The sequence below is a fragment of the Mesorhizobium sp. M0633 genome (assembly GCF_040320645.1).
In the GTDB taxonomy this organism is placed as follows: domain Bacteria; phylum Pseudomonadota; class Alphaproteobacteria; order Rhizobiales; family Rhizobiaceae; genus Mesorhizobium.
Window position 1 is genome coordinate 219,448 of sequence record NZ_JAMYQC010000001.1, and the last position, 25,435, is coordinate 244,882.

Here is a 25,435-nt window from a genome sequence, read left to right on the forward strand (position 1 = left end):
TCTTTTCGCTCACCGGCGGCCCGGCAAAGGACCGCTGTCGGCGACATTCTATTCCACGCTGAGCCGATACCCAATACCGCGCACTGTCTGCAGCCAGACCGGATTGGACGGATCGCGTTCGATCTTGCGGCGGAGCCGATTGATCTGGACGTCGATCGTGCGCTCGCCGACCTCGGATTCATCGCCGACAAGCTCATGCCGCGGTATCGTTTCGCCGGCACGCGCAGCGAAGATCGCCAGGATTTCCTGCTCGCGGTCGGTCAGCTTGAGCGCCTCGCCGCCGCGCTTCAGCTCACGCCTGGCGATCTGGAACGTATAGGGGCCAAAGACCAGCTGTTCGACCTTAGGCGTTGTCGCGGGGCCGCCGCGGCGCAGGATATTGTTGATACGCAGGATCAGCTCGCGCGGGTCGAACGGTTTAGGCAGATAGTCGTCGGCGCCGGCCTCGAGCCCGGTGATCCGGCTGTCGGTTTCGGACAGTGCGGTGAGCATCAGGATCGGCACGTTTTTCTCCGCCCGCAGCGCCTTGGTGAGGTCGACGCCACTTTCACCCGGCATCATGACGTCGAGCACGATCAGATCGAAGTCGAGGCCGGCGAGCTTGCGCCGCGCCTCGCCGGAATTTCCGGCGACGGTGACGCGAAAGCCGTTTTCGGTCAGATACTGTTTCAGAAGATTGCGGATACGGGTGTCGTCGTCGACCACCAGCAGATGCGGCGCGTCGTCTTCCGGTGCTGTCGGATGATCAACCCTCTCAATGGTCTCCATGGTTTTTCCCTGACATCTTTGCGGGCACAATGTCGATCTGCGCCCTTAGTTCCGGATTGACCATCGCTTCAAGGAACCGTTCGATAACGGCGCGTTCGGTGGCTCCGGAATCTTCCAATGCAGCATGGATGCGGCGCGACTGTGGCCGCGCCAGCGCCAGCGCCAGGGCACGGCCCTTGGCCGTCGGGTAGAGTTCGCGCTGGCGGCGGTCGCGAGGGCCCTGCAATTGCACGATATGGTCGGTGTCGATCAGTTGCTTGAGCACGCGCGCCAGGCTCTGCTTGGTGATCTTGAGCACGTCGAGGAGCTCGGCGACCGTCAGCCCGGGCCGGCGATTGACGAAATGCAGAACCCGGTGATGGGCACGGCCAAAACCGTATTCGGCCAGGATCTGGTCCGGATCGGAGGTAAAGTCGCGATAGGCGAAGAAAAACAACTCGATGATGGCGAAATCGATGCCGTCCTCGTCGGTGATCGCCGTCCTGATCGGTTCTGCGGCTGCGTGGCTCGTCATCTTTTCTCCGTGTGAAGCAGGAAATTATGTCAGCACTATTGACGTATTTTCCGCGCGATGGTAATTTTTGGCAAGCTTTTCGGCGGATTGCGAACGAAAAGGCAAGCGAAGCCGTTTTTTCCGGAACTTCCTGAGTTTGCCAGACCTTAAATATCCGCCTACGCTTTGAGACAATGGCCGCCCACAGCGGCCGAAACGAAACACGCAACGACGCAATGATGTGCGGGCCGCCGCCCGCGGGAGGTTACCATGGCATCCGTTCCCTTCGACCAACTGGACGGCTTTATCTGGATGAACGGCGAATTCGTCAAATGGGCCGACGCCAAGATCCACGTCTTGACCCACGGGCTGCACTACGCCAGCGCGGTATTCGAGGGCGAGCGCGCTTATGGGGGCGAAATTTTCAAGCTGACCGACCACACCGAACGCCTGCATGAATCGGCGCGCCTGCTTGGCTTCAAGATACCCTACTCGGTCGCCGAGATCGACGACGCCTGCCGCACGCTGTTGAAGAAGCAAGGTTTCCAAGACGCCTATGTCCGGCCGATCGCGTGGCGCGGCAGTGAACAGATGGGCGTTTCCGCACAGAACAGCCGGATCAACTGCGCCATCGCCATCTGGCAGTGGCCAAGCTATTTCGACCCGGCGCAGAAGCTCAAGGGTATCCGGCTCGACATGGCCGAATGGCGCCGCCCCGACCCGCGCACCGCACCGTCGAAATCGAAGGCGGCCGGCCTCTACATGATCTGCACCATGTCCAAGCATGCCGCCGAGGCCAAGGGCTATGCCGACGCCATGATGCTCGACTGGCGTGGCCAGGTGGCGGAAGCGACAGGCGCCAACATCTTCTTCGTCAAGGACGGCAAGATCCATACGCCCAAGCCTGATTGCTTCCTTGACGGCATCACCCGCCGCACGGTCATCGACCTTGCCAAGGACCGCGGTGTGGAGGTGATCGAGCGCGCCATCATGCCGGAGGAGCTTGAAGGCTTCCACCAGTGCTTCCTCACCGGGACGGCGGCCGAGGTGACACCGGTTTCGGAGATCGGTCCGTACCGATTCGAGGTCGGCGATATCGCCAAGACATTGATGAACGACTATTCTGCGGCGGTTCAACCCAACCACGCGATTGCTGCAGAATAACGAAAGTCACAGGTTTTTTATCAAGTAGGGGCGGTTTTCGGGCCGCCCCTTTTATTTAAGCGTTTGCGCATTTGACTTTCATTCAATTCGGCGTCTCATGATGGCGTCGGCCTGGGAGGCTGGCAGCTATGGAGGGACTGGAAATATGGATATGAACACGCTTCTTCCGATCATTATTCAGGTGATTACGGGCATCATCGGTGGCCAGGCGGTGGGTGCGGCTATCAAGAGTGCGGCGATGGGGCAGCTTACCAAAATCCTGGGTGGCGCTGTCGGCGGCGTCGGCGGTGCGGCCATCCTCAACAGTCTGCTGGGTGGCGCGGTCGATCCGGCAGCAGCCGCCACGGCGGCAGGGGCCGGCAGCGCGTTGAACATTTCAAATATCGTTGGCGGTGCCGGCGGCGGCGCCATCCTGACCGGCATCATCGGTGCGGTCATGAACGCGATGAAGAAATAAGCTTCGACGTTTCAGGTTGTCAAATGGGCGGCTTCGGCCGCCCATTTCGTTTGCCGTTTGTGGGAGCGGTGGACGCCGTTCGCGTGTGTCTCTACATCAGGGCCTGGTTCAAGGTTGGAGCTCTCCTGACGCGTTCGAGGGGACGCGCAGCACTCCGACAGCGTGAAAGGACGAATATGGGTCAGCTCAACGCCGGCATCGTGCCGGTCACGCCGTTCCAGCAGAACTGCACCATCCTCTTCGACATGGACGACAGACAAGGCGTTGTCGTCGATCCGGGCGGTGACATCGACAAGGTGCTGGCGGCGCTCGAGGACAATGCGATCACTGCCGGCGCGATCTGGATTACGCATGGCCATATCGACCATGCCGGCGGGGCCATGGAACTGAAGGAGGCGCTCGGTATCGAGATCATCGGTCCGCATGCCGCCGACCGGCCGCTGCTCGTCAATCTCGAGAACCAGGCGAAGCGCTACGGCATCACCGATCCCGTGCGCAACTGTGTCCCCGACCGGTTCCTTGCCGAAGGCGAGACCGTTTCGTTCGGCTCGCACGAGTTCGAGGTGCTCCATTGTCCGGGCCACGCACCCGGCCACGTCGTCTACTATAACCGGGCGGCGAAGTTCGCGCATGTCGGCGACGTGCTGTTCCGCGGTTCGGTCGGCCGCACCGATCTGCCGGGCGGCAACCACGCCGCGCTGATCGCCTCGATCAAGGAGAAGCTTTTGCCGTTGGGCGACGACATCGGCTTTATCTGCGGCCATGGTCCCGGCGGCCGTTTTGGTGAGGAGCGGCGGAGCAATCCTTTTCTGGTCTGAAACCGCTTGCCGGAAACAAAAAGCGCGGCCTGTGCGACCGCGCTTTTTTCCGACGGGAAACTGCCTCCGCTAATTGGCGGTGCAGAAATGCTGTTCGCCGTCATAGCCGGTGAACGTGCCGGTACGGGCGTTGAAGCTCCGGTAGCGGTCCGAGCAGTATTCGTACCAGCCGCGGGTCCACGGCTCCGCATAGCTTTCGGCATAGGCCACTCGCGGCTGCACGTAATAACGGCGCACCGGGGCAGGCCTGTAGTATTCATCATCATAGGCCGGGTCGTAATAGCGGGGCTGCGGGCTGGCGAGCGCACCGCCGATCAGGGCACCGGCCGCAAGGCCGAGCACGCCGGCCGCAACGGCGTCGCCGTGGCCGTGGTGGCGGCGGTGATGGCGCCATTCGTCGGCATTCGCCGCGGGCAAGGTCGCAAGCGTGGTCGCAACGACCGCGGCGGACAGGATGGCAGTCTTGAAAATTCGGTTCATGTCGGTCTCCTTCGTGCCGGCCCGGGTCGTTTTCGGGGGATGCGGTCCGGCTTTAACGAAGATTAATATGCGACCGTGGCTGAACGGGGGCTGAACGAAATTTGACCAGGCGGTTCATCTAACTGGGCGGTTCAAGCGTGCGGCAAACACCGCAGGCCAGACCGGCCCACGTCCATTCTGTCCGGGGGTGGTTCAGCCGATCGACAGGTTGACGGCTTTCGGACCCTTGCCGCGCTTGTCCGGCTCGGTGTCGAATGTCACTTTCTGCCCATCCTCAAGACCGGGAAGACCCGACGCCTGCACGGCCGAAATATGGACGAAGACATCCTTTGCCCCGTCGTCCGGCGTGATGAAGCCGAAGCCCTTGGCGTGATTGAAGAATTTGACGGTGCCGGTCTGCGGCATGGGAAGCTCCTTTGATCCCACAAGTCCAGTCTCGGGCCGGCAAATGCCCGGACGGAAATTTGTCCTTTATTTTAGTGCCATCGGCAAGAGAAAGTTTTGCGGGTGCGGGCAAGCATCCCGGAACACAAAAGGCGCGACGAAAACCGCCGCGCCTTTACAGAATTCAAGTTCACTCCAAAAGCCTTGCAGCATCCTCACACCCCGAAAGGACGCGCGGCACGCTGTGGTTTCAGGCAGCGCGGAGATTGACCGCTTTCGGACCCTTGCCCATACGGTCGGGCTCGACATCGAAGGTGACCTTCTGACCGTCGACAAGCGTGCGCAGCCCGGAAGCCTCGATCGCCGAGATGTGGACGAACACATCCTTGGCGCCGCCATCGGGCGTGATGAAGCCGAAGCCTTTGGTAGCGTTGAAGAATTTAACGGTGCCGGTCTGGGCCATTGGGGAAACTCCTTCACCCGTGTCAGTCTTGGTGGTTCCGCCCGCCGCCTGGCGCCGTGGGCAAGTCCCGGTGGTTGCTTCGGCAGTCATGCATTGGCGCATGGGTAAAACCCCCCGCCGAAAACGGGGCTGTCAGAGATTCACAGTATCGGGGAAAGGTCGTCCAAAACGTTCCGCTCTCCGGGTCGCAAATGCCCGAACACAAAATTTATCGCACGGAAACGTGATGCTTGCAAGACACAGCCGCGGGCGGCCCCAACAGGCGCATCCCGACGCATCGCACCGATAGTCCCGGTTCTCTGCGCGGTCATCGGCCAGACTTCACCCAGGCATGGTCCAGCCAGCGGGGCAGGTGCTGTCTTGGCTTGCGCCGGCATACCGCCCTGGCTCGCCAGTTGCAAACAGGGGTTGCATCTGGCAGCGGAATGACGAGGATCGGCCTGACCCAGGCACCATTTGTGCAGGCAGGAGTTTCGAGGGAGGGAACATTCATGCGGTTTCTTGCGGCAATCTTTCCGCGGCAGGTTTTTTCCATCCTGTTCCTGTCGGCAATTCTCGCAGCCTGCACCGTCGTGGTGGATGATGAGGGGCCGGGGCCGCGCCCGCCACGGCCGGGGCCGCAATTCTGCACTAGGCAATATGACCCGGTCTGTGCCCGGCGCGGCGGCGACCGCCAGACCTTCGCCAATGCCTGCCTTGCCGAACGGGCCGGATACCGCATCATTCGCGAGGGCGAGTGCCGCGGCGGTGGTGGTGGCGGTGAGGAGCAGACATTCTGCACCCGCGAATACCGCCCGGTCTGTGCCCGTCGCCATGGCGAACTGCGCACATTCCCCAACGAATGCGAAGCCCGCGCGGCGGATTATCGCGTCGTCGATGACGGGCCCTGCTAGCGCACCGACCTACAGCCTGGCCGGATAAGCACCATCTGGGGGCCGGCGTAGAGCTCAGCGCCGTTCCCGTTGGAGATGCGCAGGCGACGCAGATCTGCGGCACCATCAGCATGTGAAGCAGCGTTGCGGCGCGTCGGCTCAGTTGGCCGGGTTGTCGACCGGTTCGAGATTGTCTTCCGTGGTGACCCGCTCATAGGTCTCCTGATCGCTGCGGATGCGATATTGCGGCGAGCCGTCCTTGACCGGCAGCCGGCTCTTGATCTGGAACAGCTCCGCGGTCTTTTGGGCAAGGCCGGTGCGGCTCTTCATGCGGACGGTCTGGCCGACGGTGAAGATATGCGCCGGCGTGTCCGTGCGCCGCGCATTCTGCTGGAAGCGGATCATGTGACATTCTCCTGGTCGTGCCGAAGCGCTGCGTCGAGCTCGGCATGGTCAATGGCGACAAGCTGGCTGGTCGCGCTTTTCACTGTCCTTGCCGGCAGATGGATGAAAGTGGCGACGCGGCGCCAGGCAGGCCAGGACATGCCGTCGATCAGTTCTTCGTCGTGGTCGATGTCATAGTCGCCGGCCGGCTGCACGCCATCCAGCCCGCCAAGCACGAAAGGTGCCGCGAAATGCGCTATGGAATGGGTGGTGCGAGCAGACATTCTTGTGCCTCGAAGTTCTCGCTTGTGCCTTGAAGTTCTCGTGCCTTGAAGTTTCTTTCCGGCCTGCCCCGGAAGCGGAGCCTGCATTGCGGTACCAGGTGTCGGCGATTTGGATAAGTTTGGCGGGCCGAGAATCCCTGACACCGCGGGGCCAAGCATGGCCCAAAACGGTTTCATACCAATAGTCTGAAAATACGGCTTATTCAAGAAGTTTTCGGCCTCTTACCCCTACCAACGTCAAATTACTTTTCTATAGTTATCCGCAGAACGATGATACGGTCCCGGTGCACCTCAAAAATTGTTTGAAGAACTTCCGAAAAAATTCCTCCGGCATTTGTATTTATCTAGCAATGGAAGGAAGAGAGTCATGAACTCCGCAAGAACACCGGATGTCCCGACAGTTGCAGTCAGTCCTGTCGCAAAGCCGATAAAGGTCTTGTCGCCGCGTCTCACGATAAGAAGCGACGAGGCGGCAAGGCGAAGGATTGCCGACACCGACGGCACGGCGCGGCGGGCGCGCCAGCTTGCCGAAAGCAACCGCCTGATTTGACGCGCAAGCCATGACGCTCAATTTTCCCAATCCCAGCCGCTCCTATGACGCGGCGGCCAAGCGCATTCGTTTCGTCGGCCATGACGGCATGCTCGAAGTCCCGTTCTTTGTCGAGGTCGCGGCACTTTCGGCGGCAAACCCGGCAGCAAGCGGAGCCGAGGCCGAATTTCTCAGCGCCTTCGACGCCAAGCGTTCGTCGATCCACGAGATTGCGCGCCAAGCCTACTCGCACGGCCGCAGGAACATGTATGTGCTGACGCCGGCCGACTTTCGGTAGGCTCCCCCCGGGTTCGAAGGTTTGCTTCGCAGCGACCGCCGTCTGCTCTTGCACGCGCCGCAGCGATGGCCTAGATCGCGGCAGGCGGACAACACGGCAGGTTTCCCATCAACAGAGATCCGAGACAACCGGCAGGCGCACGTTACGGCTCAGGCGGACAGCCGCCGCTGGGGCTCGACCAGCACGTGCAGCAGGCGCTGCAGCTGCACCAGGCCGGGCGCCGGCAGGAAGCCGAGGCGCTTTACCGACAGGTGCTGGCGCAAAAGGCCAACCACCCGGCTGCTGCGCATTTCCTCGGGCTTCTGCTGCACCAGACCGGGCGCAGCGCCGAGGGGCTGGCGCTGATCGAACAATCGGTGCGTCTGCAACCGAACAATCCGGATTTCCTCAACAATCTCGGCACCGTGCTGCGCGACCTCGGCCGGGTCGCGGCCGCCGCCGATCTCTTCCGCAAGGTGGTGGCGATTCGGCCGGACCAGCTGGCGGCGCGTGACAATCTCGGCTCGTCGCTGAAGCAGCTCGGCCAATTCGAAGGCGCCGAGGATATTTATCGCGGCACGATCGGCCGTAACCCGTTCCATGTCCGCGCCCGCGTCGGGCTTGCCGAAACGCTGCAGGAAGCGGGCCGGCTGGATGAGGCACTGGCTGTCTTTCGCGAGGCGCTGACGATCCGGCCGAAGGATGCCGATCTTTTACACGGCCTGGGTGTCGGGCTGATGGAAAAGGGCAATCTCGACGAGGCTGCGGATCTTTTCAGGCAGGCGCTGGCTGTGGACCCCGGCATGGCGAGGGCCTGGCTGATGCTTACCCAGGTCAAGCGCCAGAAGGAGCGCGACGCCGAGCTTGCCCGCATGGAGGCGGAGCACGCCAAGGCGCCGCAAGGCAGCCTGGCGCGCATGCAGCTTTCCTTCGGTCTCGGCAAGGCCAATGACGACCTCAGGCAGTATGGCCGCGCCTTCGACTATTTCGCCGAAGGCAACGCGATCCGCCGCCAGGGCATCGACTACGACGCCGGCAAGACGCGCGGCGAGTTCGAGGCGATGAAGGCGGTGTTCGACAAGGCCTTTTTTGAAAGGCACAGGCCGAGCGGGATAGCCGACGACACGCCGATCTTCGTCGTCGGCATGCCGCGTTCCGGCACCACGCTGGTCGAGCAGATCATCGCCAGCCATCCGCAGGTCTATGGCGCCGGCGAGCTCGGCATATTGAAGACGGCGGTCGGCAAGCAGTTTCCGCTCAGCATGAAGGGCGGCTTTCCCTGGGGCATCGCCGACATGCCCGACAAGGCCTATGCCGAGGCCGGCCAGGCCTATCTCGACATGCTGCACGCCCGCTATCCAGGTTCTCGGCACGTCACCGACAAGATGCCCGGCAATTTCCTCTTGGTGGGCTTCATCCATTTGATGCTGCCGAAGGCCAAGATCATCCATTGCGCGCGCGATGCGGCGGCGACCTGCCTGTCGATCTACAAGGTGCACTTCCGCGGCGACAGCCATCGCTACGGCTACGATCTCGACGAGCTCGCCGATTTCCACAATCTGTACACCGACATCATGGCGCACTGGCACGCCGTGCTGCCTGATGTCGTGCACGACGTTCGCTACGAGGATTTCGTCGCCGACCAGGAAGGCCAGTCGCGGGCGCTGATCGCCCATCTCGGCCTGCCGTGGGACGACGCCGTGCTGTCGTTCCACCAGACCGACCGGCCGGTGCGAACGGCATCGGCTGCGCAAGTGCGCCAGCCGATGTATCAGGGCTCGGTCGACCTGTGGAAGCGCTATGGCGACCGGCTGAAGCCGCTGCACGACAAACTTGATCGAGGGGCGCCTACAGCTCGATGAAGGGCTGAAAACCGCCAAAGATCATGCGCTTGCCGTCGAACGGCATGGTCTCCCAGTCCGACTTGAGGCGCGGGTCGGCCATCACCTTGGCCATCACCGCGTCGCGGCTCTGGCGCGATTCGTAGACCACCCATGAGAAGATGACGACCTCGTCGTCCTTGGCCTGTACGGCGCGCGGGAACGAGGTGAGCTCGCCATAAGGGACGTCGTCGCCGACGCATTCGACGTAGGCAAGTGCACCGTGCTCCTTCCAGACGGCGCCGCCGGTTTCCGCCAGCTTCTTGTAAGCATCGAGCTTTGCCTTCGGTACGGCAAGTACGAAACCGTCGACATAGGACATCTGATTTCCTCCATGCGATCGTTTTCCTCTCCCTCTGGAGCGGGAGAGGTGATTTCAGACACAGCCTGTGTGGAATGCTAAGCTGCTTTCACCGGTGCGTTCATTGCCCATTCGACGCCGAACGGATCACGCATATTGCCCCAGCGGTCGCCCCAGAACATCACCTGTAACGGCACGACTTCCTCGCACCCCGCCTCGATGGCCCGCTTCCACCAGGCGTCGATATCGTCGCTGCCGAGATGGAGCTGCATGGTGTAGCCCTGCGGCTTCACAGCGGCCATTCCATGCTCGGGATAGAAGTCGGAAAGCATCAGGGTCGAACCGTTGATGTGGAGATGGATATGCATGGTGCGGCCCTGTTCGTCCGGCGGATAGGCAAAGACCTGCTCGGCACCGAAGGCCTTTTGGTAAAATTCTGCGGCTTTGAAAGCGCCGTCCAGCTGAAGGTAGGGCGTCAATCCGCCAAGCACTTTGGCGGCGGGCTGGGTCTGCGGCTGGTCATTCATGTCATGCTCCTCTTTGCGTCTGGTTTGCCTTTGCGAACCACAGGACGAACGGAACGGCGACGATCCTACACGGCCGATGGCTTTTTGGATTCGAAATGGCGCCTGCCGCGACGGCCAACTGCCACCTTTCAACCTTCGATGCGAATCCGCGGGCTGTTTTGCCCATCGACGATGATTTCCGGCCAGCCAATATCTTTGCGCAGCTCGATCGGCAATGAAAGGATGGCGCGTTCGCTGCGATAACGGGCGCGAGCCGCCGAGTAACGCGTCACGGCGTGACCTATGGATGACAGAATAGACATGATGCTTTCTCCTCGATTGGCGCCGGCATCACCGTGTCGGCGTCCCAAGGACGTGGCATGCGATCATCATCCGACAGAGCGCCGGAATTTTTTTCGCAATTTTTCAACCGCCGGCTTCGGCTACCTCCCGGAAGAAAGCTTCCGGGTCGTCGACCTCGGTCAGCCGCCCTTTCTCGATCAGCCAGAAGCGGTTGCCAACCGTGCGGATGAAGGAGCGGTCGTGCGAGGCAAGCAGGCAGCTCGCTTGATGTTCCAGCAATTCCGCTTCCAGCGCCTCCTGGCCATCGATGTCGAGATGGTTGGTCGGCTCGTCGAGCAGATAGAAGTTGGGATTGGCGAGCCTGAGCGCCAGCATCATCAGCCGCGCCTTCTGTCCGCCCGACAGCACGCCGATCCTGCGCTCCTGCATGTCGATGCTGACGCCGGCGCCCGCGAGCAGCGAGCGGGCGCGCTGCTCGCCGACATCGAATCTGCGCGAGAGCATCGCCAGCGGCGTGTCGTCGCCGCCGATGCCCGACAATGCCTGGTCGCTATAGCCGGGCACGGTCGACGGCGTCACCTTCACGCCTTGCGCCGCCGTTTCCGGCGCGACGATGGCATTCCGGATCAGGCCGATCAGCCGTGATTTGCCGACGCCGTTACGGCCGAGCAGGACGATGCGGTCGCCTTGGCAGATGTGGCGCTTGCCGGTGCTGAACAGAACCGTGCCGTCAGGTGTTCCGACCACGAAATCGTCGAGCGTGATCAGCACCTTGGCATGGCTGCCGCGATTGGCGAGCTTGATCGCGCCCGCCGATCTTTCGCGGTGTGCCGGCGCTGCCGCTTCTTCCAGACGCTCTGCCCGCTGGTTGAGCTGCTTGGTCTTGACCGTCAAAAGGTCGCTGCCGGAATTGATCCCGATATTGTTGAGCTTGGCGGCCTGCCGGCGCAGCTGCTGCGCCACTTTCATGTCGCGCTGGAACTTGCGCTCGGTCGAGGCATCGACTTCGCTCAATGCGTCCCTGGCTCGTGAATAGGGCAGCGAGAATACCGGCGACTGTTCGGGGCGCAGGAACAGCGTCCGGTTGGTCGTAGCATCGAGAAAAGCGCGGTCGTGGCTGGCAATCACCAGCGGCACCTCACGTGGCAGCGCGTTCAGCCAGGTCTCGAGCTGGCTGATCTTGCCGAGATCGAGGTGATTGGTCGGCTCGTCGAGAAGCAGGACGTCGGGGTCGGTGACCCAGACGCGGGCGATCAGCGCCAGCCTTTGCCAGCCGCCGCTCAAGGCCCGCATCGGCCGCTCGCGCATCGGCTGCGGCACATCGAGCGAGTCGAGAACCACGTCAACGCGCCATTGCTCGCTTTCGGCCTGCTCGGCCGGCAAGGCGTCGGCCACGACCTCATGAAAGCTACGCCCGGCCAAGGCTGCGGGGACGACTTGCTCGACATAGCCGACGCGCAGGCCGCGCGTGCGGGTGATGTCGCCTGATGTCGGCTCCATCTCGCCGGTCAGGCACTTCAGCAAAGTGGATTTGCCCCGACCATTGGCGGCGACGATGCCGAGCCGGTCGCCGGTGCCGATGGTGAGGTCGAGGTTGGAGAAGAGCGGCGCACTCATGGTGACGCCGAGGGACTTGAGGCTGATCAGGGCCATATTGATTTCTCTGGTCTTGCCGGAGCCCGGCTCAATGCACTTTGACGGTGCGCAGGCTGGCCATCAGGCTCGGCGTTGCAGCACCACGAAGGGCGGACCAAAAAATCGAAGCGGGAGAACCCGGACCGTCTCTGGTCAGCCCTGCAAGCAAGCTCGCAGGGCAGAGACAGGGCCGCGCTGACGGTGGTGAGAAAATAACACGCAGCCCTCCTTTCAAGACGTTCGAGTTGTAGAAACTGGCTACACCAAGGGTAGGGCCGATGGCAAGTGGCTAGGCTCCCCCTTCTCCACTTGTGGGAGAAGGTGGCCGCGAAGCGGTCGGATGAGGGGTGCTCCAGCTTGGCACCGACGGCGATCCGTCCAGCACCCCTCAACCGTCTCGGCGCTGCGCGCCGATCCACCTTCTCCCACAAGGGGAGAAGGGAAGCTCGCTACCGCCCCGGCCGACCCGTCTTGCCGGGCCGGCGCTTTTCACGGCGGGCGTCGGCGGGGTCTTCGTAGGAGCCGATACCACTGCGCTGGCGGACAATGGGTTTTGCAAAATCGTCGCGATCCTTCGCGCCCCCCTCTGCCCTGCCGGGCATCTCCCCCACACGGGGGGAGATCGGCTGTGGTTTCGCTGGCACCTTTCCCTCGACCGGCTTCTCGGTGCGCCGCACGGTCATCTCGTCGAGCGAGTTCTTCTTGAACAGCGGCTTGGTCGGTTCGCCCGGGATGCCGAAATCGGAGCCGTGCGCCTCTTCGGCCGACTGCTTCTTGAACAGCGAACGCGACACTGCGCCGGCCGGGGTCGGCATATCCGTGCCCGGCCCCATGGCGTCGAGCGCGGGCTTCGAAAACAGCGGCTTCTTCACCGGCACGGCGCCATCGGCACCCATTTCGTCGAGCGCCGGCTTGCGGAAGAGATTGGGGCGGGCCGCCTCTTCGGCGGCACGTGCCTCGTCGAGCTTGCGGAAACGCTCCTGTTCCTCTGATGTGCGATGTTTGGCCACGCCCTTGTTGTGCTTGCCCTTCTCGCGGCCCGAGACCGGGCTTTCCATGTCGGCATATTTGGCCAGCGGGTCGTCGGAGATGGACAACTCCATCTCGCGCAGCCGCTTGATCTCGTCGCGGATGCGGGCCGCCTTCTCGAAATCGAGGTTAGCGGCGGCGTCGCGCATCTGCTTGTCCATCGCGTCGAGATGCGCCTTCAGATTGTTGCCCATCATCGCGCCGGCGCTGTCGGTGAACTGCGAGATGTCGGCGCGGACATGGTCCTTCTCGTAGACCGAGTCCAGGATGTCCGAAATGCGCGACTTGACCGATTCCGGGGTGATGCCGTTGGCCGCGTTCCACTCCATCTGCTTTTCGCGGCGGCGGTTGGTCTCGGCCATCGCCCGCTCCATCGAGCCGGTGATCTGGTCGGCGTAGAGGATGACCTTGCCGTCGACGTTTCTGGCGGCACGGCCGATGGTCTGGATCAGCGATGTCTCGGAGCGCAGGAAGCCTTCCTTGTCGGCGTCGAGAATGGCGACGAAGCCGCATTCGGGAATGTCGAGGCCTTCGCGCAGCAGGTTGATGCCGACCAGCACGTCGAAGGCGCCGAGGCGCAGGTCGCGCAGGATCTCGATACGCTCCAGCGTGTCGATGTCTGAGTGCATGTAGCGCACGCGAATGCCCTGCTCGTGCAGATACTCGGTCAGGTCCTCGGCCATGCGTTTGGTCAGCACGGTGACCAGCGTGCGGTAGCCGGCCCTGGTGGTCTCGCGGATTTCGCCCACGACATCGTCGACCTGCGTCTTGGCCGGGCGCACCTCGACCGGCGGATCGATCAGGCCGGTCGGGCGGATGACCTGTTCGGCGAAGACACCGCCGGACTGCTCCATCTCCCAACCGCCGGGCGTTGCCGAAACCGCAACGGAAAGCGGGCGCATGGCGTCCCACTCCTCGAAGCGCAGCGGCCGGTTGTCCATGCAGGACGGCAGGCGGAACCCATACTCGGCCAGCGTCGCCTTGCGGCGAAAGTCGCCGCGATACATGCCGCCGATCTGCGGTATGGTGACGTGACTTTCGTCGACAAAGACCAACGCATTGTCGGGGATGTATTCGAACAAGGTCGGCGGCGGATCGCCCGGCTGGCGGCCGGTCAGATAGCGCGAGTAATTCTCGATGCCGGCGCAGGAGCCCGTCGCTTCCAGCATCTCCAGGTCGAAGCGGGTGCGCTGCTCAAGCCGCTGCGCCTCGAGCAACCGACCCGCCCGTTCCAGTTCGACCAGCCGGTGCTTGAGTTCTTCCTTGATCGACTTGATGGCCTGATTGAGGGTCGGACGCGGCGTCACATAGTGCGAATTGGCGTAGATCTTGACGCTCTTCAACTCGCCGGTCTTCTGGCCCGTCAGCGGGTCGAATTCGGTAATCGCCTCGATCTCGTCGCCGAACAGCGAGATGCGCCAGGCGCGGTCCTCGAGGTGGGCCGGGAAGATCTCGATCGTGTCGCCGCGCACCCGGAACGAGCCGCGGACGAAATTGATGTCTTGGCGCTTGTATTGCTGGGCGACGAGGTCGGCGAGCAGCGCGCGCTGGTCGAGCCGGTCGCCGATCTGCATCTGGAAGGTCATCGCCGTATAGGTCTCGACCGAGCCGATACCGTAGATGCAGGACACCGAGGCGACGATGATGACGTCGTCGCGTTCGAGCAGCGAGCGCGTCGCCGAATGGCGCATACGGTCGATCTGCTCGTTGATCGAGGATTCCTTCTCGATGTAGGTGTCGGTCCGGGGCACATAGGCCTCAGGCTGGTAATAGTCGTAGTAGCTGACGAAATACTCGACGGCGTTTTCCGGGAAGAATTTCTTGAATTCGGAATAGAGCTGCGCGGCCAACGTCTTGTTGGGCGCCAGGATCAGAGCGGGGCGCTGCGTCTCCTCGATCACCTTGGCCATGGTGAAGGTCTTGCCCGAGCCCGTGACGCCGAGCAGAACCTGGGTGCGGTCGTTGCTGTTGACGCCCTCGACCAGATCCTTGATCGCCGTCGGCTGGTCGCCGGCGGGCTCGAAATCCGAGACCATCTTGATGGCGATGCCGCCTTCGGATTTTTCCGGCCGGGCGGGACGGTGCGGCGTCCACAGCACGCCGTCCTTGTGCAGCGGATTGCCGGATTCGATGAGTGCCGACAGCGCCGCGACGGTCGCGGTGACGCCGCCGGAGGCCATGGTCTCGGCCTCTTCAAGGGAGACATCGAGGCCAGCGACAGGGTTGAGACCGGCCGCAGTGCGCTCCCGCGCCGAAGCCGCGCCGCCCATCGAGGTGCCGCGTGCCGTACGGCCGGGGGAAGAGGAGCGCTCGGGGATTTTCTTCGCCGGCTTCGGCGATTTGCCGCCGTCTTTGCCGGAAACGCGCCCTTCCTTCTCGGCTTCCTGCTCTATCTGCTCGGCCCAGTCGGCGATCGAGCCGGTCAGCGGCGCGCCGGTGAACTCGGCCTGCGGCGCCTCGGCAAAGCCGCCCTTGTACAAGGGCTCCGACGCATCGAGGAAATCGGTCAGCGGACTGCGCCGCTTGGGCGGCGAAGCGCGCTCGTCATTCGCCGGCGGAGGCGTTTTCTTGTCGGACAGTCTGGCCATGGCCCGAATATGGGAGGTATCGGCCAAAATGGAAAGAGCGGAGTGGCGGGTGGCGCGAGGCGCAATTTGGCTCCTGACAGCAGGCTGTCAGGAGTAACGTCGAAGTGCGCCGCTCAATTAAACCAAAGCGCGAACGTCAGAAACCCGGCGCCGCCGAACTGGCGCTGGATCTGATCGAACTCCTCACTGGTGAGAATCTTGCCGCGTTCGAGATAGGGCGCGATGGCCGGGCCGGTGATCGACAGCACCAGGTCGAAGGGCTTCGGCTTGTCGAAGAAGCGCTTCATGTTGATGCCTTTGTCGGCGATGCGGAAATGCGGCAGCAAGGTGCGGCCTTCCAGCAGATCCTCGGCCATGGCCAAGGCGGCGAGCCAGGCCTGCACCTGCTGCTCGCCGACCTCGAGGCCGGTCAGCGGGCTGGCGCCTTTTTGCTGCGGGCCGGGCAGCCATTCACGGTCATTGTCGGTTTCGGCTCGGATGGCTTTCCAGTCCTCGCGCGACAGCCGGATCATTTCCATGAGATGGCGGCGCGCCGCTTGCCGGCGCTCAGGCTCGACCACTTGCCAGTTGATGAGATGGACCAGGGAGATAAAGTCGGCGATGCGCCATTCGGACGTCAGGATGCCGCCATTCGTGCCACCGTCCAGCGGCACGAGCGTGTCCTGCAGTGGCAGTTTGGCGCGCGGGAACAGCATGTGGAAGGAGCCGTCGAACGTGTCCCTGAAATCATGCGCCAGCCAGAAGTCGGCCTGCGCCATCAGGAACTCGGCATAGCCCTGCAGCCAATAGCCGTCGGCGCGGTCGAAGCGGAAGATGAGGGCGGGCGCGGCCGCGTCTGGCGCACCGCCGCCGCGTGACAGAGACGCCATGATCGCCGCGGCGCTTTCGTCCGGCGCGATGGTGCCGTCCTCGTTGAGGTCGATGCCGAGGCGGGTGAGGTCGATGACCATGCCGATGTCCGCGTCGGGGGGTACCGAACCCAGCGTGGCTGCGGATTTCTCCAGCCGGTCGCGGAAGGCGACGAGAATGGCGCGGAATTGTTCGTAGGTCAGCGGCTCGGGATTGGCATTGTCCGGCACCGGCAGCCGCATCAGCGGCAGCATGAAGGATTGCGGGCTGTCGAAACCGTGGCGGTGCAGACCGCCGGCCAGGATCTCCAGCGCTGTGAAGAATTCGCCGGCGCCGGCGGCGTAGGCGGCTGCCGGATCGCCTGGCGCGGCGGCTTCCAGAGCGGCAAGAGCGCTGTCGCGTTCGGCTACGATTTTTGCCTCAAACAGGGCCGCCGCTTCGGGAGCCGCGGCGCTGGGTAAAGCCAGCGGCAGGAGAAGAATGATGGCGCCTGCCATCAGCCTGAAAAAACGCGTCATCTTGGTCGCCCCTCTTTGTCGCTCCGCACGAACCATACACGCATTTGGCTCACGGCGCATGTTACCTTCGGACGGGCCGGTCATCATTTCATTTATGCTGACAGTCGAAGCTTCAATCAATCCGGCAGACGGTCTACACAGGGCAAACCATTGGGCGTCGCGTGTCGAACTATCCGCTTTCCTACAAACTGTCGTGGCTGCCGCGCTTCCTCCGGCCTTCGCTCGATGGCGACGCGCGCGGCTTTGCTCCGGCGGCCGCAGCCCTGCTCGAACCACTGCCGGCGCGGATGGTGCGGCTGGCTTTCGTCGGCGATATCTCGGCGGTGGCCAATCGCCGCGTGCCGGACTGCGATCCGGCGATTGCGGCACTGCTTGCCTCGGCCGATCTGGTGGTCGGCAATTGCGAAAGCCCGGTGGTGGAGCGGCCGAGCGCTGTTTTGGGCACCAGGCTTGGCACGCACCACGCGATGAGCGAGCGGTTCCTTGCCGAGGCGCTGGCCGCCGCCGGCATTTCGCGTGAAAAACTGGTGCTGTCGCTGGCCAACAACCATGTGCTCGACCAGGGTATTGCCGGCTTCGACGAGACCGTCGCCGCGCTGGAGCAATTAGGCATCCGCACGATCGGCACTGCGGCTCCGGTCGAGCGGTTTGCGGTTGGTTCGCTGACCATAGGCCTTGCCGCCTTTACCTTGTGGCGCAATACCGACGAGGCTCAGTTCGCGGGCCGAGTCTCGATGCAAGCCGATCCGACGCAATGGCCGCACGCTGCCGCTTCGGGTGTCGACCTCCTCTGCGCGGTGCCGCATTGGGATTGGGAATTCCGGCATTTTCCACGTGCGAAGACGCGGGCAATGGCGCGACTTCTGGCCGAACATGGCGTCGGCCTGATCGCCGGACATCATGCCCATGTCGTGCAGCCGATCGAGCGGATCGGCAAGACGCTCGTTGCCTATGGGCTCGGCGATTTCATCGGCACCGCCTTCGCGCGCCAGCCATGGCCCGGCCGCATCGGCGCCATTCTCGTCGTCGACATCAGCGACGATCCCGGCACGCGCGGGGCCATCGCCGCCTACCGGCTGCATGCCTTCGTGCGGCTGCGCGCCGGCGATCACGAGCGGCTGGTCCCGGTTGAAACGCTGGCGGGAAAATCCAGGCAAAGGGTTCTAGCCCGCCTCGATGCGGTCTTCGGTGCCGTGCGCTGACGCAGTCCACCAAACCGGCTATCATGCCCAGCGCGGGCAGGCTTGTGGCGGCGGGTGGGTGATGGAAACTGCGGATTTCATGCCGAGCGAAGCGGTGATCGCCGGCCTCAGGAAGAACATCGAGGCCTATGAGGCGCAACGAGCTTCGGCCCATCGCCGGACGCGCTGGCGGGTGCCACTTTTCATCGGGCTGGTGCTGGTGTTCGTGGCGCTTGTGGCCTGGCTCTTCAACGGGGTTGCCGACCCCAACGAGCAGTGGTTCTCGACCCCGCATGTGTTCCTCTATATCGGCGGATTCCTGGCCGCGATCCTGCTCTATTTCCAGGCGATCAAGCCGGCGAGCAAATTGCAGCAGTCGTTTCGCAGCACGCTGTTGCCGATCATCTTCGGCTTCATCGACGACATGCGGTACCGGCACAACATCAAGCCGAATTCGTTCGACCGGTTGCCGCGCGAGACGGTTGGTCCGTTCAACCGGCAATCTTTCGATGATGTTTTTTCCGGCCGTTATGAGGGGTTTCCGTTCGAGCTTTACGAAGCAGATCTCCGGGAAGGGACGGGCAAGAGCACGACGGCAGTGTTCAAGGGCGTCATCGTCGCCTTCGAGACGATCGTGCCGTTCCCCGGCACATTGGTGGCCGCGCGCCGGACCAACAAGGTCGTCGGCTTCTTCCGCGGCATCTTAGGCAGCAAGATGCAGGAACTGTCCAGCGGCGTGCCGGAGCTCGATGCCGCCTACGAGTTCCGCACCGACAATATCGAGGCGGCGCGGCCGCTGGTGACCGGCCGGCTGGCGCAGGCACTCGAATGGCTTGGCGAAACATGGCCGAAGGAACCGGCACGCGTCGCGCTCAACGGCAGCGACGGCTTTCTGCTGCTTCCGCAGACGAAGAACTTCTTCGAGCTGCCGGACATCTCTGTGCCGCTCGACTATGTCAAGCATGTTGCGCCGATCATCGCCGACATGGCCACGATCCTGGCGACCGCGGCGCTGGTGCGCAAGATCGGGGCGCAGGACGAGGAGGCGGGGTAGCGGCTAAAGCGCCTCGCGCTCGGACATCAGCAGTCGAAGCCGTAATTGTCGCGGAGATAGTCCGCGTCTTCCTTCGACATCTTCTTGAGCATCACACAGACGGTAAAGCTGCCCACCTGATGGCCGTTCTTGGTGTATCCCCAGTCCGAAATTTCGTCCCGGGTGAATTCGATCTCCTGGCCGGCGACGACGTTGTGCACTGCCTGCGGCTCGTTTGCTAAAATTCCGGCAAATCCGCCCGCCGTTCGGTGAAAGGGAATGATCCAGAAATGTTCCGTCGCAGTTCCGTCTTCGATCCTTACCTTCAATTTGAACGTGGCTGTTCCGGACGGCGGCGCCTCGGACAGGATCAGGAAGTCATCCAGGCTGGCGCGGGCCTGCTCAATCGCCGCCGCCATCTCCGGATCGTCCCTTGCCACACCGAGGACTCCCTTTTCACCGCTTTGGGCGTCGGCTGAGACCGGAGCAAACGCGAGTACCAGGGCAATCGTGGCACGGACGGCAAGCTTCATGGTGCGGCTGCTTTCGACGCTTTCGCCAGAACGACTGTGATCATCATTTGCCGAACGTCTGATGGCAACTGGTTTTTGTCTCCATCTGGCGCTATTCCTGGGACAGTGGGGTGGGGCTATGATCGAGGAACGCAAGGGGTTTCGCCTGTCGCGGCGGCTGCTGCTGGGTGCGGCGGTGGTCGGCGGCGCGATGCTCTGGGGCGGGACGACCGTGGCGCGGCTGGCGCGCGGTCCGTCGGGGCAGAAGAATTCCGGGCGCATCGCCGACATTGACGGGATCGACCTGGCGCAGAAGCCGCTGGAGGGCCCGCCAGCCTACGATCCGGCGCTGCCATGGCTGACCAAGGGCGGCAACATCAACGATGCCAGCGGCCTGTCGATGACACCGGTCTACGGCGTTATCGAAGTCAGCGAGGAAGACCACATCGCGAGCGCGCTGGCCCTTGCCCGCGCCAATAGCCTGAAGGTCTCGGTCGCGGCGGTGCGCCATTCGATGGGCGGCCACGCCTTCGACGACAACGCGCTGGTCCTCGACATGCGCAAATTCAACAAGGTCAGTGTCGACCCGACGGCGAAGACGATCACCTTGCAGCCGGGCGCGCGCTGGCACGACATCCAGAACCTTTTGCACCCGCGCTTTGCGGTGAAGGCGATGCAGTCGACCGACATCTTTTCGGTCGGCGGCTCGCTGTCGGTCAACGCGCATGGCATGGACCACCAGGCCGGCTCGGTCGCCGGCTCGATCCGATCGATGCGGGTGATGCTGGCGGACGGTTCGGTGACGACCTGCTCACCGGCCGAAAATACCGAGCTGTTCCGCCACGTCGTCGGCGGCTACGGCCTGTTCGGCGTGGTGCTGGAGGCGACACTCGACATCGTCGACAACGCCGTCTACCGGACCTCGCGCGAGATCATCAAATCGGACGATTTCCCGACGTTCTTCGCCGAGGTTCTGGAGCCAAACAGGGCGATCGGTCTGTTTTATGGGCATCTGTCGACTGCGCCGGGCAATTTCCTCGAGGATATGATCGTCTACCGCTATGACAAGGTGGCCGACCAGCCGCCGGCCGACCAGCCGGCAATCGGTGAACCGGGTTCGGTCGGGCTCAAGCGGGTGATCATCAACCTGGCGAAATGGGGCAGCCTGTTCCAGGAGCTGAAATGGTTCACCGAAAAGACGCTGGAGCCGCAATTCGAGAACTGCACGGTGGCGCGGACGACGGCAATGGCCGAGGGCGAGGCCTGCCTCGTCACGCGCAACAATCCGATGCACGATTCAGTGCCCTATCTGTTCAACGATCTGCTCGATGAGACCGACATCCTGCACGAGTATTTCATCCCGCGGGCGGCCTATAACCCGTTCATCGCGGAAGCGCGCGGGATCCTGCGCAACCAGACCCTGCCGGTGCTCAACGCGTCGGTACGCATCGTCCACAAGGAGGATGTGGCGCTGAATTATGCGCCGGAGCCGGCCTATTCGCTGGTGCTCTACATCAATCAGCCGACAGACGCCGACGGCAATGCCAGGATGCGGGCGCTGACAAGGGCGCTGATCGACGTGACGATCAAGCATGGCGGGCGTTTTTTTCTGCCCTACCAGCTCCACTACACAGGCAAGGAACTGCTTGCCTCCTATCCGGAACTGCCGTCCTTCCTGGCGAAGAAGCTGCAATACGATCCGGGCGAGCTGTTTTCGTCGATTTTTTATCGCGCCGTCAAGGCATTGATCGGCACGGCCTGAAGCGGCGGCTACAGACCGTCAGGCAGCTTCGCCGCCAGCCAGTGCGCCGAACGCCTGGCGATGCCGATCGTTGCCGATGCGGCGCGGCCGAGATCGGTCTTGACCACGGCGTAGCCGGCCTTTCGTGCGGTAGAGCAGGGCGCTGCCGCCATCGACCGCCGCTTCATAGGCGACCGGCCGGACGGCTTCCGTTTCCGTCGCCGTGGCCTGCGTTCCGACCGCAGCACTGGGCCGATGGCTCAGTTCCGGTGGCAGCGGGTCTGTCGCTGCGGTGCTGGCCGTCGTCAATTCAGGCTCGGAAGCGGTCGCAGCGAGCTGCGATGACGAAGACGAGTTCTGTGTCCGGCAGATGCCGGAGACCAGCGGATAGTCGAAATTGCGCTCGTGCAGCATCTGGCTTTTCATCGCCGCTTCGCATTCGGCGATGGTCGACCATTTGGCGGGCGTCTCGCCGATATATTCGCAAAGCCTGGCGTCGCAGTCGCAGCCGACGATGGTCATGGCGACAAGGGCGGTCTTGATCACGGTCTTGTCCCTCCGAGTTGCCTGGCACATGTGCGCAAGACAACGTGTCTACGGCATCATCAATCGTTGCGGAACAAGGCGGGATTTGGCCGCGATTGTGGAATGAGCGTGGCGGAGCGTCACGCAACGTCTTGCCGAGGCCGGCTGTGACCGAAAGGCCTCAGTAATCGTAGACATGCTCGAGCCTGGCGCCCGCCGTCATCAGCGCCGGCAGCACGATGTGCAGCTTGCGCACGGCGACAGTCAGGCCAGTGCGGCGCGTGGAGGGTTCCGCCGGAAGCGGGTAGCTGAACAAGGTGCGTGCACCTTCGGGAACATTGATCTCGTCATTGGAAAGCATGGTGACCATGATCTCGTCATTGCCGCCGATCTCGACGAAGGAGACGCCCTTGTCGATCAGGCGCGGGATCATGTCGGTGAACACCTGATAGCGCCTGGTGACGAAGATCGCGCCGTCGGCGCCGAGATCGCGCTCCAGCAAGGTGTCGGGTTCGTTGCGCGTCACTTCGCCGACCGGACCCTTGGCCCAGACATGAATGTCGAGCAAGGCGGGATCGGTGGTGGCGACGAGCGCCGACTTGATCAGATCGGCGTAGCCCTGCTTGATCGTGTCGGCGAGGCCGAAGGCGAGCTTGCGTTCGCCGGCGCGGAAGGCGCTGTCGTCCGCTGCCGGCTGGACGGCAAACAGGCCGGCACGTTTTTCGGCATAGGGAAACTGGTACCACGGCACCTGGTCGAGAAAACCGGCGTAGTCGGCCGCGACCTTGGCCTGGTAGATGTCGACGGCGGTGCGCTTGCCGGCTGTCGCTTCGGTAATGCGGCCGACCGTATTTTCATAGGCCCACTGGATGGCGTGCTCGATCGTGTGGCTGGTGCCGATGATCACCAGCATCTGGTGGTTGTCGAGGTTGAACTTATAGGTGGAACTGGCGCGGATGACCATCGCATAGTCCTGCCAGAAGCGGCCGATATAGGAGAGATAGGGAAAACCGCTCGGCTGGTTCTTGTCGACGAAGCCGGCATATTCGCGCGCGGCGTAGACGATGGCCCATTCGGGATAGGTGAGAAAGGTCGATTCCTCCGGCCGCTGGTAGCCGGGGATCTCGGCACGGACCTTGTCGGCCAGCGCCTTCGGCGGGGCACCCTCGGCGACGCCCGGCAATGGCGTTGTGTCCAGCGACGGCGTCGTGAGAAAGCCGTAGGCCAGCCCGGCGATCGGGATCAACACAACAATGACGACGAGCCAGAGGATCGCCTTGATGATGCGCTTCAGCCAGCGGAACAGGAACATGGCCGGTCAGGCCGTGGCGAAATGGTCGTACACACGTTTCGACAACCAGAACCCGACATAGACGGCGAAGCCGCCGATGACGATGTGCGGCAGGTTGGCGAAGAAGCGGGCCGGGAATTCGATGTCGTTCAGGGAGCGGAAGCCGTTGATGAAAATGCCGCCATCGAGGCAGCCGGAACCGGTGACCAGGCCGAGCACGCCGTCGAACAGATAGACCGAGCCGAACAGCTTGAAATAGAACACCGCCTGGCGGTGCGAGATGAAGGCGGCGGCCAGCGCCCAGACGCCGGAGAAGGCGTGCAGCAAATCGTCATACCACTGCAGCGAAAACAGGCCGAACAGATTGCCGCCGGCGTCGTTGAAAGCCGGCACATAGCCGATGGCAACAACGCCGAAGAACAGGAAAGCATAGGCAACAGCAAGCTTCTGGATGAGCGTCATGAAATGTCCCCCTGCCGTCAGCCCTTTTAAACGGCCCCCGACGGCAAATGGATAGTAGCTGATTTTGGCGCAGCGTGAAGCGTCGCCGGCAAAATCGTCAGGCGGGGCCACAAAGACAGTCGGCGCCGGGATTTCTCCCAGCGCCTCCCTGTCAGATCAGGACACGGTCGCGGCAGCAACTCCCGAAAGATGTCGCGCCATGCCGGCCTTGATTTTGACGGTCCTGCCAGTCGCCACCCGAGGGCAGCGTCCGTTCCGGACCACGCCGGTCTCCACTCTTGCGAGCTTTGCCCAGCGCGCCATCGAAGGTTTTTGCCGTCCTTCATGGCAGCATCGGTCCGCCGTCGGCGTTCGCACGCTTTCCGCGGCCCCGTAGGTCTCGGCGTCCATCCCTCCAACAAGCAAGCCTGTTCTCGTTCAGGGCCGTACGGGCCTCAGGAAATCCGCCGTTCCGCTTTGCCTTTCGGCGTGGCGATCGGTAGCCGCCTGAGATGGGTTTTAACGTACGTCGGATAAGCGTTTGGCGGAACTGCCGCATGCCTGTGGATAGCGGGATTATCGGGGACTGACCCTGCCAAAATAGCGACTTTCCGATCTCTGCCGCCGCCGGTCGGGATTTGCCGCCTTGATGCCGAACCCGCATTGTCGGGTAATCGCCCCTTGCCCCGCGGCCCGGCGCGGGCTTCAATGCCGGCAAATGATTGGAAGGCGTGTTCGATGGCCTTGGGGAGGCAGGCTTGAAGGTCGCGGTGGTTCTCAATCCGATCGCCGGCGGCGGCAGGCTCAAGCGGCATTGGCCCGAGGTTGCGGCTTCGCTGAAAAGACATTTCGGTGATTTCGAACTGCGTGAAACGCAGGCCGAGGGCGATGCCGAACGGCTGGCGCTCGACCTTGCCGCCATCGGCTTCGAACTGGTGATCGCGGCGGGCGGCGACGGCACCGCCAGCGAAGTCGCCGACGGCCTGCTGAAGGCTTTCCGGGAAAGCGGCCGGACGGCCGAACTCGGGCTGCTGCCGTGCGGCAGCGGCATCGACTTCGCGCGCGGGCTCGGCCTGTCGAACAACGTCGATCTGACGCTGAAGCGGATTGCCGAGGCCAAGGGGCGCAAGGTCGATGCCGGGTGCATCAGCTATGTCGACGACCATGGCGCGCTGGCCAGCCGCCATTTCATCAACATCGCCAGCCTCGGGCTTTCCGGCGCCACCGACCGCGCGGTCAACGCCGACAAGCGCAAGGGCAAGGTTTCGGCCAAGGCGCTGTTCTATTGGCGCACGGTCTGGGAATTCCTCCGTTACCGCTTCCAGGACGTTGCGATCACCATCGACGACGGTGCCCCGGTCGAGGTGCGCATGGCGCTGGTGGCGGTGGCCAACGGAAAATTCTTCGGTGGCGGCATGATGATCGCGCCCGACGCCGAGCTTAATGACGGCGAGTTCGACATCGTCATCCTGCGCGCCGCCGGCAAGCTGAAGCTGATCTGGGACATTCGCCTGCTCTATGGCGGGCGGCACCGCAACCATCCGGCGATCACCATTCTGCGCGGCAAGAAAGTGGTTGTCGAGCCGCTCGGCGATGTGCAAAAGAACGCCGCGCTGATCGACATAGACGGCGAATCGCCAGGTCGTATACCGGCGACCTTCGAAATCCTGCCCGGCGCATTGACGCTGAGATATTGAATCAAGGCGTTGAGGGATTGATTCAAGTCCTT

The 25,435-nt window shown here is 63.0% G+C and carries 27 protein-coding genes and 1 pseudogene; 11 read left to right on the plus strand and 17 right to left on the minus strand.

The genetic code is table 11. The features are described from left to right. Nucleotides 1-48: 48 nt before the first annotated feature. Nucleotides 49-768, minus strand: a complete 720-nt coding sequence (locus NKI47_RS01050) for a response regulator (protein ID WP_023678415.1) — start codon at nt 766-768, stop codon at nt 49-51. After that, nucleotides 755-1,282: a MarR family winged helix-turn-helix transcriptional regulator gene (locus NKI47_RS01055; RefSeq protein WP_023678414.1), complete on the minus strand. Its 528-nt coding sequence runs from the start codon at nt 1,280-1,282 to the stop codon at nt 755-757. Before NKI47_RS01055 ends, NKI47_RS01050 begins: the two co-directional genes overlap by 14 nt. Before the next feature lie 249 nt (nt 1,283-1,531). Here NKI47_RS01055 and NKI47_RS01060 point away from each other — a divergent pair, with 249 nt between their 5' ends. The 3 genes from NKI47_RS01060 (at nt 1,532) to NKI47_RS01070 (ending at nt 3,700) form a co-directional block, all read left to right on the plus strand. After that, entirely contained in the window at nt 1,532-2,425 is an 894-nt protein-coding gene (locus NKI47_RS01060) for a branched-chain amino acid aminotransferase (protein WP_023678413.1), read from the plus strand. A 145-nt stretch (nt 2,426-2,570) separates the two neighbouring features. Then, nucleotides 2,571-2,882, plus strand: a complete 312-nt coding sequence (locus NKI47_RS01065) for a hypothetical protein (protein ID WP_023678412.1) — start codon at nt 2,571-2,573, stop codon at nt 2,880-2,882. Nucleotides 2,883-3,058: 176 nt separating this feature from the next. Next, nucleotides 3,059-3,700: an MBL fold metallo-hydrolase gene (locus tag NKI47_RS01070; RefSeq protein ID WP_352586789.1), complete on the plus strand. Its 642-nt coding sequence runs from the start codon at nt 3,059-3,061 to the stop codon at nt 3,698-3,700. Between the two features lie 69 nt (nt 3,701-3,769). Here NKI47_RS01070 and NKI47_RS01075 read toward each other — a convergent pair whose 3' ends face one another. The 3 genes from NKI47_RS01075 to NKI47_RS01085 form a co-directional block, all read right to left on the minus strand. Then, nucleotides 3,770-4,180, minus strand: a complete 411-nt coding sequence (locus NKI47_RS01075) for a BA14K family protein (RefSeq protein WP_023678410.1) — start codon at nt 4,178-4,180, stop codon at nt 3,770-3,772. 192 nt (nt 4,181-4,372) lie between these two features. After that, entirely contained in the window at nt 4,373-4,585 is a 213-nt protein-coding gene (locus tag NKI47_RS01080) for a cold-shock protein (protein WP_006202521.1), read from the minus strand. Between the two features lie 229 nt (nt 4,586-4,814). Then, complete coding sequence (locus NKI47_RS01085; protein ID WP_006202520.1) at nt 4,815-5,027, minus strand: cold-shock protein; 213 nt, start codon at nt 5,025-5,027, stop codon at nt 4,815-4,817. Between the two features lie 491 nt (nt 5,028-5,518). On the opposite strand from NKI47_RS01085, the gene NKI47_RS01090 reads away from it, so the two are divergent. After that, nucleotides 5,519-5,920, plus strand: a complete 402-nt coding sequence (locus NKI47_RS01090) for a Kazal-type serine protease inhibitor family protein (RefSeq protein ID WP_023678409.1) — start codon at nt 5,519-5,521, stop codon at nt 5,918-5,920. Between the two features lie 138 nt (nt 5,921-6,058). Here the strand turns inward: NKI47_RS01090 and NKI47_RS01095 are convergent, their stop codons facing one another. Beyond that, complete coding sequence (locus tag NKI47_RS01095) at nt 6,059-6,304, minus strand: hypothetical protein (RefSeq protein ID WP_023678408.1); 246 nt, start codon at nt 6,302-6,304, stop codon at nt 6,059-6,061. Continuing rightward, the gene (locus tag NKI47_RS01100; protein ID WP_023678407.1) at nt 6,301-6,567 is read right to left on the minus strand and encodes a hypothetical protein; all 267 of its coding nucleotides are present in this window, start codon (nt 6,565-6,567) and stop codon (nt 6,301-6,303) included. The genes NKI47_RS01095 and NKI47_RS01100 overlap by 4 nt, the downstream gene beginning before the upstream one ends. 367 nt (nt 6,568-6,934) lie before the next feature. Between NKI47_RS01100 and NKI47_RS01105 the strand changes: the two genes are divergently transcribed. From NKI47_RS01105 to NKI47_RS01115, 3 genes are all read left to right on the plus strand, one after another. Beyond that, nucleotides 6,935-7,117, plus strand: coding sequence for a hypothetical protein (locus NKI47_RS01105; protein WP_023678406.1), 183 nt, complete (start codon nt 6,935-6,937; stop codon nt 7,115-7,117). Between the two features lie 10 nt (nt 7,118-7,127). Next, on the plus strand, nt 7,128-7,394 hold the full coding sequence (locus NKI47_RS01110) for a DUF1488 family protein (RefSeq protein ID WP_023678405.1): 267 nt from the start codon (nt 7,128-7,130) through the stop codon (nt 7,392-7,394). Between the two features lie 185 nt (nt 7,395-7,579). Continuing rightward, nucleotides 7,580-9,235 (plus strand): tetratricopeptide repeat-containing sulfotransferase family protein, encoded by a 1,656-nt coding sequence (locus tag NKI47_RS01115; protein WP_352586791.1) that lies wholly within the window; start codon nt 7,580-7,582, stop codon nt 9,233-9,235. On the opposite strand, the gene NKI47_RS01120 is transcribed toward NKI47_RS01115, so the two are convergent. From NKI47_RS01120 to NKI47_RS01145, 6 genes are all read right to left on the minus strand, one after another. Beyond that, a complete protein-coding gene (locus NKI47_RS01120) occupies nt 9,222-9,575 on the minus strand; it encodes a DUF1428 domain-containing protein (RefSeq protein WP_023678403.1) in 354 nt (117 codons plus the stop codon). The genes NKI47_RS01115 and NKI47_RS01120 overlap by 14 nt on opposite strands. A 77-nt stretch (nt 9,576-9,652) precedes the next feature. Further along, nucleotides 9,653-10,081: a VOC family protein gene (locus tag NKI47_RS01125; protein WP_352489020.1), complete on the minus strand. Its 429-nt coding sequence runs from the start codon at nt 10,079-10,081 to the stop codon at nt 9,653-9,655. A 128-nt stretch (nt 10,082-10,209) separates the two neighbouring features. Beyond that, on the minus strand, nt 10,210-10,383 hold the full coding sequence (locus NKI47_RS01130) for a hypothetical protein (RefSeq protein WP_352586793.1): 174 nt from the start codon (nt 10,381-10,383) through the stop codon (nt 10,210-10,212). A gap of 103 nt (nt 10,384-10,486) precedes the next feature. After that, nucleotides 10,487-12,016: an ABC-F family ATP-binding cassette domain-containing protein gene (locus NKI47_RS01135; protein ID WP_352586795.1), complete on the minus strand. Its 1,530-nt coding sequence runs from the start codon at nt 12,014-12,016 to the stop codon at nt 10,487-10,489. A gap of 431 nt (nt 12,017-12,447) precedes the next feature. Beyond that, nucleotides 12,448-15,615 (minus strand): excinuclease ABC subunit UvrB, encoded by a 3,168-nt coding sequence (gene uvrB / locus NKI47_RS01140; protein ID WP_352586797.1) that lies wholly within the window; start codon nt 15,613-15,615, stop codon nt 12,448-12,450. A gap of 113 nt (nt 15,616-15,728) precedes the next feature. Further along, the gene (locus tag NKI47_RS01145) at nt 15,729-16,982 is read right to left on the minus strand and encodes a hypothetical protein (RefSeq protein WP_352586799.1); all 1,254 of its coding nucleotides are present in this window, start codon (nt 16,980-16,982) and stop codon (nt 15,729-15,731) included. Nucleotides 16,983-17,143: 161 nt separating this feature from the next. Here NKI47_RS01145 and NKI47_RS01150 point away from each other — a divergent pair, with 161 nt between their 5' ends. Further along, nucleotides 17,144-18,184: a CapA family protein gene (locus NKI47_RS01150; protein WP_352586801.1), complete on the plus strand. Its 1,041-nt coding sequence runs from the start codon at nt 17,144-17,146 to the stop codon at nt 18,182-18,184. Between the two features lie 61 nt (nt 18,185-18,245). After that, a complete protein-coding gene (locus NKI47_RS01155) occupies nt 18,246-19,217 on the plus strand; it encodes a hypothetical protein (RefSeq protein WP_352586803.1) in 972 nt (323 codons plus the stop codon). 26 nt (nt 19,218-19,243) lie between these two features. Here the strand turns inward: NKI47_RS01155 and NKI47_RS01160 are convergent, their stop codons facing one another. Then, a complete protein-coding gene (locus NKI47_RS01160) occupies nt 19,244-19,729 on the minus strand; it encodes a YegJ family protein (protein WP_352586805.1) in 486 nt (161 codons plus the stop codon). A 118-nt stretch (nt 19,730-19,847) separates the two neighbouring features. Between NKI47_RS01160 and NKI47_RS01165 the strand changes: the two genes are divergently transcribed. Further along, nucleotides 19,848-21,470, plus strand: a complete 1,623-nt coding sequence (locus NKI47_RS01165; protein ID WP_352567988.1) for an FAD-binding oxidoreductase — start codon at nt 19,848-19,850, stop codon at nt 21,468-21,470. 8 nt (nt 21,471-21,478) lie between these two features. Here the strand turns inward: NKI47_RS01165 and NKI47_RS01170 are convergent. The 3 genes and pseudogenes from NKI47_RS01170 to NKI47_RS01180 all read right to left on the minus strand — a co-directional run bounded on the left by NKI47_RS01170 (nt 21,479) and on the right by NKI47_RS01180 (nt 23,727). Beyond that, a pseudogene (locus NKI47_RS01170) lies at nt 21,479-21,995 on the minus strand (hypothetical protein). Between the two features lie 160 nt (nt 21,996-22,155). After that, nucleotides 22,156-23,286, minus strand: a complete 1,131-nt coding sequence (locus tag NKI47_RS01175) for a hypothetical protein (RefSeq protein ID WP_352586807.1) — start codon at nt 23,284-23,286, stop codon at nt 22,156-22,158. Nucleotides 23,287-23,292: 6 nt separating this feature from the next. After that, the gene (locus NKI47_RS01180) at nt 23,293-23,727 is read right to left on the minus strand and encodes a DUF4383 domain-containing protein (RefSeq protein WP_023719157.1); all 435 of its coding nucleotides are present in this window, start codon (nt 23,725-23,727) and stop codon (nt 23,293-23,295) included. A 737-nt stretch (nt 23,728-24,464) separates the two neighbouring features. On the opposite strand from NKI47_RS01180, the gene NKI47_RS01185 reads away from it, so the two are divergent. Next, a complete protein-coding gene (locus NKI47_RS01185; RefSeq protein ID WP_352586809.1) occupies nt 24,465-25,403 on the plus strand; it encodes a diacylglycerol/lipid kinase family protein in 939 nt (312 codons plus the stop codon). Nucleotides 25,404-25,435: the final 32 nt, after the last annotated feature.